This is a genomic window from Bifidobacterium phasiani, assembly GCF_019331775.1.
Lineage (GTDB): Bacteria > Actinomycetota > Actinomycetes > Actinomycetales > Bifidobacteriaceae > Bifidobacterium > Bifidobacterium phasiani.
The window spans coordinates 74,932-91,311 of the sequence record NZ_JAHBBD010000003.1; the positions used below are offsets into that span (position 1 = coordinate 74,932).

Sequence of the window (16,380 nt, forward strand, 5' to 3'; positions counted from 1 at the left end):
GAAGGTGACGTACCAGAACGACGCAGCGGCGGGCGCGGGCGCCCCGCCGGCCGGCCGGCTGCTCGGCGCCGCCGACATCCGGCGCATCGCCGACGAGGCCGGCGTGAGCCCCACCAAGAAGTTCGGCCAGAACTTCGTCATCGACCCGGGCACGGTGCGCCGCATCGTCCGCGAGGCGGGCGTGCGGGCCGGCGACCACGTCATGGAGGTCGGCCCCGGCCTGGGTTCGCTGACGCTGGCGATCCTGGAGACCGGCGCGCGCGTCACCGCCGTGGAGATCGACCCGCCGCTGGCCCGGCGCCTGCCCGACACCGTCGCCGAGTTCATGCCGCAGGCGGCCGACCGGCTGCACGTCGTGGTCCGTGACGCGCTCGACGTCACCCCCGACAACCTCACCGACTTCGCCGGCGACGAGCGGTTCTCGCTGGTCGCCAACCTGCCGTACAACGTGGCGACCCCGATCCTGCTGACGCTGCTGGAGCGGTTCGACGCGCTCGACACCTTCCTGGTCATGGTGCAGAAGGAGGTCGCCGACCGGCTCGCGGCGACGCCCGGCAGCAAGATCTACGGCACGCCGAGCGTGAAGCTCGCCTGGTACGGCGAGGCGCAGCGGGTCGGCACGATCGGCCGCAACGTGTTCTGGCCGGCGCCGAACGTGGATTCGGCGCTGGTGCTGTTCCGCCGCTACCGCGAGCCGCGTTTCGAGGCGCGGGACCGCCGCGACGTGTTCGCGCTGATCGACGCGGCGTTCGGCCAGCGGCGCAAGACGCTGCACGCCGCGCTGCGGCGCATGGTCCCCGACGCGGCGTTCGCCGCCGCCGGCATCGACCCGGGCCGGCGCGGCGAGACGCTGACCGTCGGCGAATTCGCGGCGCTGGCCCGCGCGGCCAAGGAGGTGCGGGCATGACCCCGGTGTCCGTCAGCGTCGACTGCCCGGCGAAGACCAACCTCACGCTCCATGTCGGCCGGCCGCGCGCCGAATGGGGCGGGCGGCACGAGCTCGACACGTACTACTGCGCGGTCGGCGTCTACGACACGGTCACGGCCACCGCCAAGGCGCCGGGGGCCGGGTTCTCGCTGGACCTCTCCGGCACGCATCTGGGCGACCTGGCCGCCTCCGGCACGGACATGCGGCGCAACCACGCGGTGCTGGCGCTGTTCGCGCTGGCCGAGGCGTGCGGGCGCGAGCCGGACGTGTCGCTGACGATCGACAAGCGCATCCCCGTCGGCGCCGGGCTGGGCGGCGGCTCCGCGGACGCGGCCGCCACGCTGCTGGCGCTGAACGCGCTGTGGGGGCTGGACTGGCCGATGGACCGGCTGCGCACGGTCGCGGCCACGCTGGGCGCGGACATGCCGTTCTGCCTGACCGGCGGGTACGCGCACGGCACCGGGTTCGGCGAGCGGATCGAGACGCTGCCCCCGGACGGCGACGAGGCGCGCCGCCTGCGCGAGGCGGGCTTCCGCGGCACGGTGCTGATCGGCGCGTACCAGGCGGAGCTGCGCACGCCCGAGGTGTACGCGACGTTCGACGAGCTGGGCCCGGGCGAGGGCGACGAGAACCATCTGCAGCAGGCCGCGATCTCGCTGCACCCGCGCAGCGGCGACGCGATCGAGGCCGCGCTCGGGGCCGGCGCGGCCCATGCGTTCGTCTCCGGGTCGGGGCCGTCGGTGGTGGCGTTCGTGCCCGACGACGCGACGGCGAGGGCGGTCGTGGAGCGCTGGCGCGGCGGGGCCGCGGTGGACCGGATCATCGCGGCGCAGGCCCCGGCCGTCCCGCGGGTGTCCGTGCAGGGCTGAGGCGTGGGCGCCGGTCCGCGCCGGCGGGCGTCGTGCCGCGGCCCGGACCGCGGGCCCGGCGCGTCAGCATGTACCGGTAAGGTTGGTACCAGTCGTTTCTACGAAGGACGGGGACATGGCACAACCATACGATGAGCGCGAAGCCCGCAAGCAGTACGTACGCCAGCGTCAGCGCACGGTGTTCACCGTCACGGGCGCCGTGTTGGCCGTCGCGATGATCATCTCGCTCCTGTTCTTCTTCCACGTGTTCGGGCTGGGCCGCGTGGACACCCCGGCCACCGAGCCGAACTACGGCGTCGTCGCGCCGTGCGCGGTCGCCGGCGACGACGGCACCCCGGCCACGACGGTGGACAACCGCAGCGTCACCGTGCGCGTGCTCAACGGCACCTCGCACTCCGGCTTCGGCCAGGCCGTCGCCGACGCGCTGCAGAACCGCGAGTTCCTGCTGCAGGGCGACGCGGGCAACTACTCCAGCCAGAACGTCGAGCGCACCACGATCTACTTCGGACGCAACGCCATCAACGCGGCGTACACGGTGAACGCCAACTTCACCGACGCGGTCATGGTGATGGACGACCGCGAGGACACGCTGATCGACATCGTGCTCGGCGCCACGTTCCAGGATCTGACGGACACCGAGGACGTGCCGGCGGCCGGCTCGGCGATCGAGGACTTCGCGAACTGCCAGGCGGCCGACGCGATGACCGACCTGCCCGCGGCCATCGAGCACTGAGCGGATCCGCGGCACCGAGCAGACCTGCGGTACCAAGCAGATCCGTGGCACCAAGCGGAGCCCGGGTCATCGAGTATCAAGCGGAAGCGGACCCGAGTCGTCGAACGGCAGCGGTCCGACGCATTGCACGGCAGCGGTCCCACGCGTTGGACGGTCCGCCGGCACCGATGCGGGGCCGGCGCCGGCGGGCCGTGCGTCAGTCCTCCAGCGAACCGTACCAGCGCATCAGCTCGGCCACCGCCACGTCGTGGTCGACGGGACCGTGGTCGAGGCGGTACTCGAGCATGTGCCTGTAGGCGCGGCCGACCATCGGGCCGGGCTCGATGCCGAGCAGCTCCATGATCTCGTTGCCGTCGACGTCGGGGCGGATCGCCTCGAAGTCCTCCTTCTCCTTCAGGTCGCGCACGCGCTGCTCCATCTCGTCCATCGCCGACGAGAACACCATCGCCTTGCGCCGGTTCTGCGTGGTCGCGTCGGCGCGGGTCAGGCGGTTCAGCCGCTCGTACAGATGACCGGCGTCCTTGACGTACCGGCGCACCGCCGAATCGGTCCACGGCTCGTCCACGTAGCCGTGGAAGCGCAGGTGCAGGTTCACCAGCTCGGACACGTCGTCGACGATGTGGTGGTCGAAGTGCAGCGCCCGCAGCCGCTTGCGCGTCAGCTTGGCGCCCACCGCGTCGTGGTGGTGGAAGCTGACCTTGCCGCCGGGCTCGAAGCGGCGCGTCTTCGGCTTGCCGATGTCGTGCATGATCGCGGCCAGGCGCAGCGTCAGGTCGGGCGCAGGCACCGGGCCGTCCGGGCCGGTCTCCAGGGCCACGGCGCGGTCGAGCACGATCATCGTGTGCTCGAACACGTCCTTGTGTCGGTGGTGCTCGTCGATCTCCAGCTGCAGCGCGGGGATCTCCGGGAACACGATGTCGGCGAGGCCGGACTCCACCAGCGCCTCGACGCCGGCGCGCGGGCGGTCCGACAGCAGCAGTTTGGTCAGCTCGTCGCGCACGCGCTCGGCCGACACGATCCCGATGCGCTCGACCATGTCGCTGATCGCCTCGGCCGTCGCCGGCTCGATGCGGAAGCCCAGCTGCGCGACGAAGCGGACCGCGCGCATCATGCGCAGCGGGTCGTCATCGAAGGACTGGCGCGGGTCGACCGGGGTGCGCAGCACGCCCTTGGCCAGGTCGTTCGCGCCGCCGAACGGGTCGACGAACTCCAGCTCCGGCACGCGCAGCGCCATCGCGTTCACCGTGAAGTCGCGGCGGGACAGGTCGCCCTCCAGGCTGTCGCCGTAGTTCACCTCGGGCTTGCGGGAGTCCGGGTCGTACACGTCGGAACGGTAGGTGGTGACCTCCACCTGCACCTCGGTGCCGTCGTCGCGGCGGCGCATCGCGCCCAGCGTGCCGAACTTGCGGCCCATGTCCCAGAAGCCGTCGCGCCCCCATCGGCGCAGGATCGGCTCGAACTGCTCGGGACGCGCCGACGTGCAGAAATCCAGGTCGTGCGACGTGCGATGCAGCAGCATGTCGCGGACGGGACCGCCCACCAGCGCCAGCTCATACCCCTGAGCGGCGAACAAACGCCCCAGTTCAACGGCCTCCGGCCATACTTCGAAGTTCACGTGCACCCTTTCGGCAGACAGCAACAACGCGCTACCAGCATACCCGCCGGCCCGCCTATGGCGCCGCCGCGCCGCGACACCAGTTCACCCCCAGCGTGGCCGTCACCCCACCTGCACACAGACTTGAGTAAGGTGGGTTACATGATTACGCCCGCGGACCTTGCACGCATGCTCGCCCATGCCGCGGCCGATCATACCCAAAATCGGATGGAGCCCGACAAGCTGCTGTACACCTCCGAGTCGTCGCAGCGGCCCGCCGAGGCGCAGGACGCACCGCGAACGCCCCGCGTGCCCACGCCGGCGATGATGCCGCAGCGGCGCAGCGGCGACGGCCCCACCACGTTCGCGTCGCTGGACGCGCAGGAGCTGCCCGTCGTCCGCGAATACTCCGCCGGCGGGCTGATCTTCGACGAGCACGGCCGCGTGGCGATCATCGCAAGGCATTCCCGCAGCGGCCATCTGGAGTGGTGCCTGCCGAAGGGGCATATCGAGAAGGGCGAGACCCCGCAGCAGACCGCGGTGCGCGAGGTCCACGAGGAGACCGGCATCCTGGGCGAGGTCATCGAGTCGATCGCCACGATCGACTATTGGTTCACGGGCACGAACCAGCGCGTGCACAAGCTCGTCCACCATTTCGCGCTCCGCCGCATCTCCGGCGAGCTCACCGTCGAGGGCGACCCCGACCACGAGGCCGAGGACGCGATCTGGGTGGATTTCAAGGATCTTGACGACGTGCTCAGCTATCCTAACGAACGCAAAATCGCATGGCTCTACGCAAGGAAACGGAACCGGCAGGCATGACGCTACACCGAAGCACACGCAGCACACGTCGTTCGCCGCGCCGGCCAATCGCATGGTCGGCGCTTCTTGCCATGCTGCTCGCGCTGCTGTTCGCCGGGCTCGGGGCGCCGGTCCCGTTGGCGTCGGCGGACGAGCCGGCGGACGGCGCCGTGTCGATCGCCATCGACGAGTCGACTGCGGTGGTGACCGACGATTCGGGCTTCCGCATCGCGCTGAGCGTCACCAACGGCACCGACGCGCCACTGGAGGCCGGCACGATGACGCTGGCCACGAACACCGGCCATGTGTTCATGTCGCGCACCGACATCCAGGACTGGGCCCAGGGCGACAGCGGCATCCCGGCCGTCGACGTGCTCGGCACGGCCGAGGTGCCGCGGATCGACGCGGGCGCGACGGCCAGCGTGGCCATCGACGTGCCCGCCGACGACGCCGTGCTGCAGTCGTTCACGTCATGGGGCCCCAAGCCGCTGCTGCTCTCCCTGTCCTCGGGCGGCGCCGTCGTCGCGCGGGCGCACACGTTCCTGACCCGCTCGCAGGACGGGCTGAACGGCGAGCAGACGCCCGCGATGGGCATCACCGTGGCCATGCCGCTGACCGGCACCGCCAGAAGCGTCGACGAGGACGCCGTCGACGGCCTGCTGGACGGCGACGAGCAGACGACCTCATACACCGCGGCCGGCGACACGCAGACCGCGCAGCGGCAGGCGGCGCTGCTGGAGGCCCACCCCGGGCTGCAGGCCGTCGCCGACCCCGCGTACCTCGCCTCGCTGAGCACGCCGCTTCAGGCCGACGCCGTCATGCAACCGGCGGACTTCGACATCACCGCATACGCCGCGATCGACGACGCCGACGCCTATGCCGCGGCCGGCGTGGGCACCGAGGACTGGAGCGCCGATGCGGCGGCGACGCTCGCGGCGTCCGCATCCACGAACACGTCCACAAACGCGAACGCGGGCGACGCCGCCGCCGATGCCGCGGACCTCACGGCCGTCGCCTGGCAGGGCGCAGGGCGCTGGACCTCGCAGGCATTGACCGTGGCCCGGCAGCAGGGCTACGAGGTCGTCATCGCCGACGGCGGCTTCAACGACGACGGCAGCGGCACCGTGCACACCGGCAAGATCGAGGTCGACACCGACGCCGGCACCGTCACCGTGCTGTCCGCGCAGGACGTGCTCACCGGGCTGGCGCGGGGGCGGGCCACCAGCGAGTCCGCCGACGGCGAGCGGACCGAGGCGGGCCGGCTGGCGCGGTTCGTCGCCCAGAGCGCGTTCTACCAGATGGAGCAGCCGTACACCGCACGCAACCTGCTGGTCTGTCTGGACGCCGACACCGACCCGAAGACCGCGGACGCGCTGATGCGGCTCATCGAGCAGTCCTCCTGGCTGCAGATCACGGACCTGGGCACGCTGCTGGACGCCGACGCCTACGCCACCGGCACCGACGCCGACCTGCTGGTGCCGGACGACGCCGGACTGGCCGCGGAGCGCTCGGACGCGCTGCGCCAGGCGCTGGACTCGCTCGCCGCCGTCGACGCCACCGTCACGCGGCTGTCCTCCTCGATCCTGGTGGACGAGGGTTCGGCGGCCGCGGCGCAGAGCGAGCAGAACGCCGCCATCCCCGACCAGCGGCACGAGGACCTGTCCGGCTGGATCGACGCGCTGCATACGGCGTGCGGGGAGTTCGCGCTGCATGCGCTGGCCGATGACGACGCGCTGCGCGAACGGATGCTGGCGGGCGCGCAGGACCTGTCGAGCCGCCTGCTCGGCGCCGTGACGATCATGCCGCTGGAGACGATGACGGTGCTCAGCGAGACCGCGACGATGCCGGTGTCGGTGCGCAACGACCTGCCGTACGCCATCGCCGTGGACGTGTCCTCGATCACCGACTCCTCGCAGATCGTCACCTCGCGTCAGGCGGGCGTGACGGTCCCCTCCGGCGGCGAGGCGCAGGTCACGTTCACCATCCGCGTGGTCGCCTCGGGCAGCGCCACCGCCCATCTTTCCCTGCAGGACCGCGACGGCGCGACCTTCGGCGCCGGCCGGTCCACCACCATCACCAGCAGCCTGCGGATCAGCGACATGAGCGGCTTCGTCATCATCGTCATCGCCGTCGCGCTCGGCCTGCTCGGTCTGTGGCGCCAGTTCCACCGCAAGAAGGACCCGGACGAATGAGCTCTTCCGTAGGACGCAATTCGCTGATCATGGCCTCCGGCACCGCGGCATCGCGACTGACCGGGCAGATACGCACCATCCTGCTGGCCGCCGCCCTGGGCACCACGGGCATCGCCGCCAACGCCTACCAGGCCGGTTCGATGATCCCGCAGGTCCTGTACACGCTGGTCTCCGGCGGCATCTTCAACGCCGTGCTCGTGCCGCAGATCGTGCGCACGCTCAAGGAGAAGGACGCGCAGGACCGGCTCAACAAGCTCATCACCGTCGCGATCGCGATGCTGCTCGGCGTCACCGCGCTCATGGCGGCCGCCACCCCGCTGCTCACCGGCCTGTACGTCGATGGCGGCGAGGAGATGATGGCGCTGACCAGCGCGTTCACGCTGTGGTGCATGCCGCAGATCCTGTTCTACGGCCTGTACACCGTCATCGGACAGATCCTGGCCGCGCTGGACCATTTCGGCACCTACGCCTGGAGCTCGGTGGGCGCCAACGTCATCAGCTGCGCCGGGTTCGCCGCGTTCATCGCACTGTTCGGGCGCGCGGACCAGCAGCCGCTCGACTTCTGGACGCCGGACAAGATCATGCTCACCGCCGGCGCGTGGACGCTCGGCGTGGCCTTCCAGGCGCTGATCCTCTTCGTGCCGCTGCTGCGCGCCGGGTTCCGCTACCGGCCCTCCTGGGGGCTGCGCGGCATCGGCCTGCGGTCGATGGGACCGGTCGCCGTGTGGAGCATCGGCGTGGTGATCGTCAACCAGGTGGCGAACATCATCAACACGCGCATCACCACCAGCGCGCCGGACCAGGCGAGCCTGCTGTACGGGGCCAGCCAGTTCGACGTCGCCGGCAACGCCACCTACCAGAACGCCTACACGCTGTTCATGCTGCCTTACTCGCTGATCGCGGTGTCCGTGTCCACGGCCATGTTCCCGCGCATCTCGCAGGCAATCGCCGAGCGGCGCATCGGGGACGCGCGCACGCAGCTCAGCGCCGCGCTGCGCAACGTCGGGCTGCTGATGTTCTTCTTCTCGGTCGCGTTCCTGGTGATGCCGATGCCGATCACGCTGGCGCTGCTGCCGTCGGTCAGCGTCAAGGAGGCGATCCTGATCGCCGGGCCGCTGATGGGGCTGGGCTGCGGGCTGCCGCTGACCGCGGCCTATCTGATCATCCAACGCACGTTCTACGCCTTCGAGGACGGCCGGCACCCGTTCGTGTTCGCGGTGATGGCGTCCGGCGTCCAGGTGCTCGCCGTCACCCTCGCCTCGCATCTGCTGCCGCCCGAGTATTGGGTGGCCTCGCTGGGCGCCTCGATCACCATCGGCAACATGGTGTCGTTCCCGCTGCTGATCCGGATGCTGCGCCGGCGTTTCGGCGGGCGCATCGACGGCCGGCGCCTCGCCGCGACCTACGGCAAGGGGCTGCTAGCCGCCGCCGTGGCCGTGGCGGCGGGCCTCGCCGCCCTGAGGCCGATCTACGCGCTGGTCGGCGCGCAGGTGGGCTCCGACGACGGCACGATGAACTGGCTGCAGGCCGTGGGCGCCTGCGTGCTGGCGACGATCGTGATCACCGTGGCATATGTGGGGATGTTGTGGTTGTTACGCACCGACGAACTGACCTCGCTGGTGCGCATGGTGTCCGGCCGGCTGCACCGGGGAGGGGCCGCCGCGGCGGAACCGGACGCCGCGGGCGTATCGGACGCGGAACCGTCCGATACGCCGTCGTCGCTGGACGCCACCGAAACAAACGCTGAAAACGTAGGCGATTCCCCCACCGTCGTGCTGCCCGCCGTCGGCGCGGATCCGGCGGACGGCGACGGCGACGCGGGCACCGCAGCAGCGGAGCCGACGGACGGCGACCACGCGGCGGACCCCCTCGGAACGGGGTCGCCGCGGCCGGAAAGCCCTGCGGTTACGACCATCCCCACGGCTAGAATGGCACCAGCGCCACAGCCAGCGTTGATGCCATCGCATACGGGAGCCGAAGGAAGCATGAGACCTCAGTTGGGAGACACCGTCCTCAATCGTTACGTTCTGGTGTCGTCGTTGCGCCAGGAACGCGGCATCCAGGCATGGAAGGCCAGCGACCGCGCTTTGGCGCACGACTGCCAACTGTTCATCATCAACGACAAGCTGGCCGTGCCGCAGGTCAACGGCACCGCCTCCACGCTGGTGATGTCGCACAACTCGTACTGCCCGCGCGTGCTGCAGATGCGCCAGCATGGCGACGTCGCGGTCGTCATCACGCAGCTCGACGCCGGCGTGAGCCTCGCCGACTACCTGCGCGGACGCACCCGCAACGTGCTGTCGTACGACGCGATCCGGTCCATCATGGGCGAGACGGTCGGCGCCGTCATCGCGATGCAGCAGGAAGCGCTCCACCACCACGCGGTCGGGCTCGACACCATCCGCGTGACCACGAACGGCGTCCAGATAGCGGACATGCCGGTGAGCTCGATGCTCGCCGAGCCCGTGCCCGCGCCGCCGGACCTCAGCCCCGAACGCCATACGGTGTTCCAACTTGCCTATGTGCTGTATGCGCTGCTGACCCGCCCCCGCGATCCGCATGCGGCGTCGATGCCGGAGGATCTCGCCGGGCTGCCGGCGGATACGCCGCACGATCTGCGCGTCATCTGCCGGCGCGGACTCGACCTGCCGGACGGCGGCGTGCACGAGCCGCCGCTGGAGTCGCTGTCGGAATGCAACATGCTGCTCGACGACTGGTCGCCGCTCAACAAGCTCGGCGAGCACGACATCGTGCTGCCCAGTGTGGACGGCGAGGCCTCGATCGCCGAGGCGCCGATCATCTCCACCGCGGCCGAGGATGCGCTGGAGATCCCCGCCGATCTGGCCGTCGGTCCGCATCCGAACGGCTTCTCGTTCTCGATGTTCGGCGCCGCGGGCGACGATGAGGCCGCCGGCACGGCCGGCGACGCGCCGCACGGTCATGCCGGTCTGGCCGCAGGGGCAGCCGGGGCCGTCGGCATCGCCGGAGGCGTGGCGGCGGGCGCCGGGGCCGCGGGAGCCATGGGGGCGGTAGGGGCCGCCAAGACCGGGAACCAGCGGAAGTCCCTGTGGAGCAAGGGCAGGGAGTTGCTCAACGAGGGCATCGACGACGGCCACGACGACACGATGACCGATCAGGCCGACCTGTTCGACCCGTTCCCCGACGCCCAGGCCACCGCCGACGGCTCGCGTGCGACGCTGCCGATCAACGTCGCGTCCGTCCGGCTCGGCACACCCGACGCCGACGACGACGGCGACAACCAGTTCGAACAAACCAGCCGCATTCCGGTCATCGGCGCGGACGGCAACATCGTCGAGCCCGGCGCGGAGTCGCAGCGTGCGCTCGACGAGGAACGCGCGGCCATCGAGGCGGCCGAGCGGGCCGGCACCAACGTGGTGCCGCCGAGCTTCAATCCCGAGCAGAAGCCGAAACGGGCCGACGACGAGCTCGACAGCGTCGCCGACCAGTCGCTGTTCGGCCGGTTCACCACGAAGACCGTGGCCATCGTCGCCGTCGTCGTGCTGATCGTCGCAGCCGCCGGCATCGCGGTCTACAGCCTGACCAACGACAACGACAGCCCCGGCGTCTCGCAGAGCGGGAACGGCCTATGGCCCGAGATCGACGTCGACAGCGTGCCGTTCGGCGACGGCAACGGCGATCAGAACGACACCGCGCAAGACGACGGGCAGTCGGACGGAACCCAGTCGGATGGGCGGAACGACGGCCAGACGGACGGTCAGAACCAGGCCGACGATACGACCGACGACGCATCCGATGACCAGAACGACGCCGATGGCGCCCAGGACGACGCGGCGAACGACGAGCCGCATGAGGTCGTGACGGCGGACAAGAAGGCCGGCGCGGTGCCGGCGCCGGTCCACACGAACACGACGCCGTATCAGGTGGCGTCGCAGACCTTCCTGCAGTCGCCCGGCGGGCAGGACGGCTTCGCGTATGTCATCCGGCTGACCGAACCGCAGGACGTGTACCGCATGACGGTCTCGATCACCACGTCGGGCGGGCAGGGCTACGTCATCGCCAATACGACCAACGATCCGTCGGCCGGCCAGCAGGTGGCGCAGTTCGCCTTCGCCGAGGGCGGCACCACGAACGTGACGTTCAGCGAGGCGGTCGACACCGATACCATCATGCTGTGGATTCCGCGCGACAGCCTGCCCGGCGGGCAGATCTACGTCAACCAGATCCAGCTGTTCTGATGCGGGCTGCCGGGCAGGATACTGTGCGGCCTATCGAGCAGAGTGGTATGCCACGGTCCGTCGGGTTCGCGTCGGAGTCCGTCTCGTTGGATTGATTTCCGGCGGGTTGCCCCACCTGATGGCGGGTTGCCGTCTGACGGGTGGTGCGGTCTGTTCGGAGGAGGCATGGTCCGTTCGGGAAGGTTGCGGTCCGTTTGGAGAGCAGTCCATCCGGGTCATGGTCTGTTCGGCGGATTGTCGCTGTCCGAGTGGTCACTGCCGGTTTGAAAGGTCGTTCATCGATAACGTCGTAGTTCATTCGGAATATCGCAGTCCGTATGGAACGTCATAGTCCGACCGGAGTAGCTGATATCCGACCAACGGCGATGCGCGTGTGAGTTACCTAGGGCTGCCGTTATCTCGACCGGGATGGCTGGTTGCGATATTGGCCGGACAGGTTTGCGGCCGGTCGGGTGGGTTGCGGGGGGTGCAGCCCACCAGTTGGATGCGACCTACCCGGTGGGCTGTAATTTACCGACTGGCTTCGATCGGTGCGACCACCGCAGCCGCAGAACAGGGAACGCCTGACATCGTTCCTTGTTCTGAGCGAACACGGACATCGCGGGATTTGGCTATTGTGTAGTGCATGACAGATTTGCGTGACGTGATAATCATCGGTTCGGGCCCCGCCGGATACACCGCGGCCATCTACCTCGGGCGTGCCGGCTATCGCCCGCTGGTGATCGCGGGCGCCCTGACCCCCGGTGGCCAGTTGGTGAACACCACCGAGGTCGAGAACTTCCCCGGGTTCCCGGACGGCATTCTGGGACCGGATCTTATGGACGCCATGCAGCGGCAGGCCGAGAAGTTCGGCGCCGAGCTCGTGTGGGACGACGTCGTCAGCGTCGACCTGTCGGGCGACGAGAAGATCGTCACCTGCGATCAGGGTGACGTCTTCCGGGCCCGCGCCGTGGTGATCACCACCGGCTCGCAGGTGCGCAAGCTCGGCGTCCCCGGCGAGGAGGAATTCTCCGGCCGCGGCGTCTCGTACTGCGCGACCTGCGACGGGTTCTTCTTCCGCGGCAAGCCGATCGTGGTGGTCGGCGGCGGCGACAGCGCGTTCGAGGAGGCCAACTTCCTGACGCGGTTCGGCTCGTCGGTCACGCTGATTCATCGGCGCAGCGAGTTCCGCGCGTCGAAGATCATGGTCGAACGCGCCCAGGCCAACGACAAGATTCAGTTCATGCTGGATTCCGTGGTGGAGCGGGTCAATGGCTCTTCGGACAACGGCGCCGAGTCCGTGGTCGTGCGCAATGTACGCACCGGCGAAACCAGCGAGATTCCCGCTAACGGCATCTTCGTCGCCATCGGGCATACGCCGGCGACCGCGTTCCTCGGCTCCGCCGTCGAGCTCGATGAGGATGGCTACATCATCGTCGACGGCGCGTCGACACGTACGTCGACGCCCGGTGTGTTCGCGGCCGGTGATGTGGTCGACCGACAGTACCGTCAGGCGATTTCGGCCGCCGGCATGGGCTGCCGCGCCGCGCTCGACGCGCAGGAGTATCTGACGAAGCGGTCGTAACGCAACGGGCCGGCACTTGTATCGCGCCATTAACGATGACTGCGGCGCGCTATGCGCCGCCACAGGTGTGACGCATATCCGCCGGCCACCGACGAACGACCTCATCCATGACGTGACGGGGGCGGCCACCATATATCGGTGGCCGCCCCCGTCATATGTTTCACGTGGAACATCACCCCGGTCACCCATCGCAGAGCGACCAGCGCGATAATCTCACACCCACTGCGACGAATCGCTCGGGGTGTCCGGCATCAACAGCCCCAGAATGCGATCCATGTCTTCGGGCGACGAGAAGACGATTTCGATGCGCCCGTGCTTCGGCGTGCCCTTGATCGAGACCTTGGTGTCGAATCGATTCTCAAGATTCTGCTGAATCGGCGAACCGCTCCACGGGTTTGAAGTCTTGGCACGAGCCTTCTTCTGCTTCTCCCCTTCGTTGGCCTGCATCGCGACGATTTCCTCGGTGCTGCGCACCGAGAGCCCCTCGGCGATGATGCGATTGGCCAGCTTCTCCATATCCTCTTCGGACGACAGACCAAGCAACGCGCGCGCATGTCCGGCGGACAGCACTCCCGAAGCCACCTTCTTCTGCACGCCGGCGGGGAGGTTCAGCAGACGCAGCGTATTGGCGATCTGCGGACGGGACTTGGACACCGAGCGGGAAAGCTCAGCCTGCGTCAGTCCGAATTCCTCGATCATCTGCTGATACGCGGCAGCTTCTTCCAAGGGGTTGAGTGCCACGCGATGCAGATTCTCCAGCAACGCGTCGCGCAGCATATCGTCATCGGCGGTGGTTTTCACGATGGCCGGAATCGTCTCCATCCCAGCCAGCCTGGATGCACGCCAACGACGTTCACCCATAATCAGCTCATACTCACTCGCCTTCGCCGCCTCGTCGGACGGCTCCCCCGCGGACTGATTCGCAGGACGCTTGCGCACCACAATCGGCTGCAGTACACCGACCTCGCGAATCGAGTCGGACAGCTCACGCAGCTCATCCTCGTCGAAAATCGTACGCGGCTGATGCAGATTCGGCCCGATCTGATCAAGCTTGAGCTCAACCAGATACCCACCGGCGACCGGTTTCAGCTCATCCGACTGTGGCTCCACTGTTTCACGTGAAACAGTCGACTGATCATGCCGGGTATCCGACTCGGCCGGCTGCACCGGCTCCGCAGCCGGCACCGCCATAGTGGTGCCGAAGAACAAATCACTGGGATGGGCGATTTCGCTCAGTGCCGGCATGGCCGCGCGACGGGACGATTTACTCTTGGTTTCACGTGAAACATGAGTACCGTTGGATGACTCCGCGGTAGCGGCATGATGCTCGGCTGCATTGTCGCCTTGCTGGGCATCCGTATTGACGGTATCGACGGTCGTCTTGGACTGATGTCGCTTCGACGTATCGCTTGCCTTGGCGGCATGGGTCGCCCCGCTCCCCTGCGTGCGCGTCGCCGCCGAGGACTGCTTGGCGGACGCCTTGTCCGCAGCGGCATCAAGCGCGGGCTGCTCGGTCTCCTGCTCGGCCGGATCGCCCGGCAACGCAGGGAACAGTGCTCCAAGACCTTTTCCGAGTCGTGACTTCGTTGCCATAATCAGCCCTCATGCTTTCTATCGTCAATGATATGCAGAATCGCTTCCGACCGCTGCGCGATCTCCAAGGCGGCCTCCGCGTAGGACACCGCTCCCATGCCGTGCGGATCGTATGCAATAACACTACGCCCGAAGCTCGGCGCTTCGGAAATTTTGACGGTTCGCGGAATGGTGGCGTCAAGCACGATGTTCGGATAGTGGTTCTTCACTTCCTCGTAGACCTCACGGCTCAGCAGCGTCCGCTTGTCGAACATCGTGACCAGCATCGTCGACACGATCAGATCGGAGTTGAAGTTCTGCTGAATCAGTCCGATGGTGTTGATCAGCTGACCCAGACCTTCCAGCGCATAGTACTCGGCCTGAATCGGAATCATCATCTCCGTCACCGCGCACATCGCGTTGATGACCAGCAGGCCCAGGCTGGGCGGACAATCGATGATGACATAGTCATAGTGCTTGTCGCTCGACGCCAGATAGTTGTTGAGCGCCACCTTCAGCAGGTTGTTCCTGTTCGGCATATCGGCGATCTCGAGTTCGGCGCCGCTCAGATCGATGGATGCCGGCACCACTTCAAGGCTTGGGAAGTCCGGGCACTGACGCTTGACCTCCTGGATGCCGAGTCGGCCTTCCAGCACGTCATACACGGAGGGTTCGCCGGACGCATGAGGAATGCCCAACGCCGTCGAGGCATTGCCCTGGGGGTCCATGTCGATGACCAGTACGTTCGCCCCCGATTGAGCCAATGCAGCGGACACATTCACCGCGGTCGTGGTCTTCCCCACACCCCCCTTCTGATTCGCCACGGCTATCAGTCGGGTCCGCGACGGCTTCGGGAATGTCGTTTCATGAACGCGTCGATATCGCGTGGAGACGTTGGCCATCTCCGCCCCCAACGAGGAGTTCGATCCCCCGAAAATTCGGCGAATGGTGTCCTCGGCGGATTCAATGGGCCTGTCCGCGCTACTACTGGTTTGTTCCGCCATGAACAACTACTTCCTCCTATGGTCGACAACATAGTCCAGTCTCACCATCCGCATGGACAAGATTCACCCCAATCATGTCACTGTGCACAACTGTTAACAACTGTGGATAACATGTGGACAACTTTGTGGATTTACCCGAGTTATCCACCGAAAAACCGTTGCAATATCAACCTTTTGAAAACCCCAAATATTATCCACAATTATCCACATCGATTGTGGACAACTATGTGCATTACTTGCCCTACGGCTCATCCATTCGCCCGGAAGAACCGCCACCCCATCCCCGTATCGGCGGGTCCGCAATCGACGCGATCGATCCGAACGGGCGGTCGCCGCGCCGTCGATAGCCGCCGGGCACAGTCATGCCCCGACGCCGTCACGCACCGCTCGTCTCCATACCTCAATCCTCAATAGCGATCCGGATGCGACGACACACATCGGCCATGCTTGGCATCCGTCGCCCGATTGCTATGGAAGCGCCCGGGGCCGATACGGGAATGACCGCACACCCCATATGGATACGCGCAACCGGAAACACCCCGGTGTATGAACCGCCATGCATACCACATAGCCGCAATCCACGACCCGTCCCGAACACCACGCCGACATCGTCGACGGGGTCCGTCTTGGATCGGAGATAGCCACATCGTCACGCCGCCGCGATCACTCACACTTCTTCTTTCCTGCCGATACGGCATCGACGATGATGCCATGGCGTCAGAGGCTTCCCGTTCGATCATCATCCCGATGATTCCGTTTCACGTTCATGTCCGTTTCCGGCATCGGCACGGAAGACATTGGAACAGCCGCACCCTAGTTGTCCGTCAAGATGCCATGCAGCCCAGGCTCATCATTCATCAAAGCGTATGGTTCATCCCCTTCAATCAGACTGCAATCACCCATCTC

General features: G+C 67.5%; 11 protein-coding genes. 8 read left to right on the top strand and 3 right to left on the bottom strand.

Annotated elements, in window-relative coordinates; all coding sequences use genetic code 11:
* Positions 1 to 4 precede the first annotated feature (4 nt).
* The 3 genes from rsmA (at position 5) to KIH73_RS02160 (ending at position 2,530) form a co-directional block, all read left to right on the top strand.
* The gene (gene rsmA / locus KIH73_RS02150) at positions 5 to 907 is read left to right on the top strand and encodes a 16S rRNA (adenine(1518)-N(6)/adenine(1519)-N(6))-dimethyltransferase RsmA (RefSeq protein WP_338023929.1); all 903 of its coding nucleotides are present in this window, start codon (positions 5 to 7) and stop codon (positions 905 to 907) included.
* Complete coding sequence (locus KIH73_RS02155) at positions 904 to 1,797, top strand: 4-(cytidine 5'-diphospho)-2-C-methyl-D-erythritol kinase (RefSeq protein ID WP_219080082.1); 894 nt, start codon at positions 904 to 906, stop codon at positions 1,795 to 1,797. The genes rsmA and KIH73_RS02155 overlap by 4 nt, the downstream gene beginning before the upstream one ends.
* A gap of 115 nt (positions 1,798 to 1,912) precedes the next feature.
* A complete protein-coding gene (locus KIH73_RS02160; RefSeq protein ID WP_219080084.1) occupies positions 1,913 to 2,530 on the top strand; it encodes a LytR C-terminal domain-containing protein in 618 nt (205 codons plus the stop codon).
* Between the two features lie 196 nt (positions 2,531 to 2,726).
* Here KIH73_RS02160 and KIH73_RS02165 read toward each other — a convergent pair whose 3' ends face one another.
* Positions 2,727 to 4,145 carry a CCA tRNA nucleotidyltransferase gene (locus KIH73_RS02165; RefSeq protein WP_219080086.1) on the bottom strand — a complete coding sequence of 473 codons (1,419 nt, stop codon included), beginning with the start codon at positions 4,143 to 4,145 and terminating at the stop codon, positions 2,727 to 2,729.
* 141 nt (positions 4,146 to 4,286) lie between these two features.
* On the opposite strand from KIH73_RS02165, the gene KIH73_RS02170 reads away from it, so the two are divergent.
* From KIH73_RS02170 to trxB, 4 genes are all read left to right on the top strand, one after another.
* Positions 4,287 to 4,946 (top strand): NUDIX hydrolase, encoded by a 660-nt coding sequence (locus tag KIH73_RS02170; RefSeq protein WP_219080087.1) that lies wholly within the window; start codon positions 4,287 to 4,289, stop codon positions 4,944 to 4,946.
* Between the two features lie 71 nt (positions 4,947 to 5,017).
* The gene (locus tag KIH73_RS02175) at positions 5,018 to 7,117 is read left to right on the top strand and encodes a DUF6049 family protein (protein WP_236022522.1); all 2,100 of its coding nucleotides are present in this window, start codon (positions 5,018 to 5,020) and stop codon (positions 7,115 to 7,117) included.
* Complete coding sequence (locus tag KIH73_RS02180) at positions 7,114 to 11,334, top strand: murein biosynthesis integral membrane protein MurJ (protein ID WP_219080091.1); 4,221 nt, start codon at positions 7,114 to 7,116, stop codon at positions 11,332 to 11,334. The genes KIH73_RS02175 and KIH73_RS02180 overlap by 4 nt, the downstream gene beginning before the upstream one ends.
* Positions 11,335 to 11,959: 625 nt before the next feature.
* The gene (trxB, locus tag KIH73_RS02185) at positions 11,960 to 12,898 is read left to right on the top strand and encodes a thioredoxin-disulfide reductase (protein ID WP_219080092.1); all 939 of its coding nucleotides are present in this window, start codon (positions 11,960 to 11,962) and stop codon (positions 12,896 to 12,898) included.
* Positions 12,899 to 13,111: 213 nt separating this feature from the next.
* Here the strand turns inward: trxB and KIH73_RS02190 are convergent, their stop codons facing one another.
* A complete protein-coding gene (locus tag KIH73_RS02190) occupies positions 13,112 to 14,491 on the bottom strand; it encodes a ParB/RepB/Spo0J family partition protein (RefSeq protein WP_219080095.1) in 1,380 nt (459 codons plus the stop codon).
* A 2-nt stretch (positions 14,492 to 14,493) separates the two neighbouring features.
* Positions 14,494 to 15,474 (bottom strand): ParA family protein, encoded by a 981-nt coding sequence (locus tag KIH73_RS02195; protein ID WP_219080098.1) that lies wholly within the window; start codon positions 15,472 to 15,474, stop codon positions 14,494 to 14,496.
* Positions 15,475 to 15,587: 113 nt separating this feature from the next.
* Here KIH73_RS02195 and KIH73_RS02200 point away from each other — a divergent pair, with 113 nt between their 5' ends.
* Positions 15,588 to 15,821, top strand: a complete 234-nt coding sequence (locus tag KIH73_RS02200; protein WP_219080100.1) for a hypothetical protein — start codon at positions 15,588 to 15,590, stop codon at positions 15,819 to 15,821.
* The last annotated feature ends 559 nt before the right edge of the window (positions 15,822 to 16,380 follow it).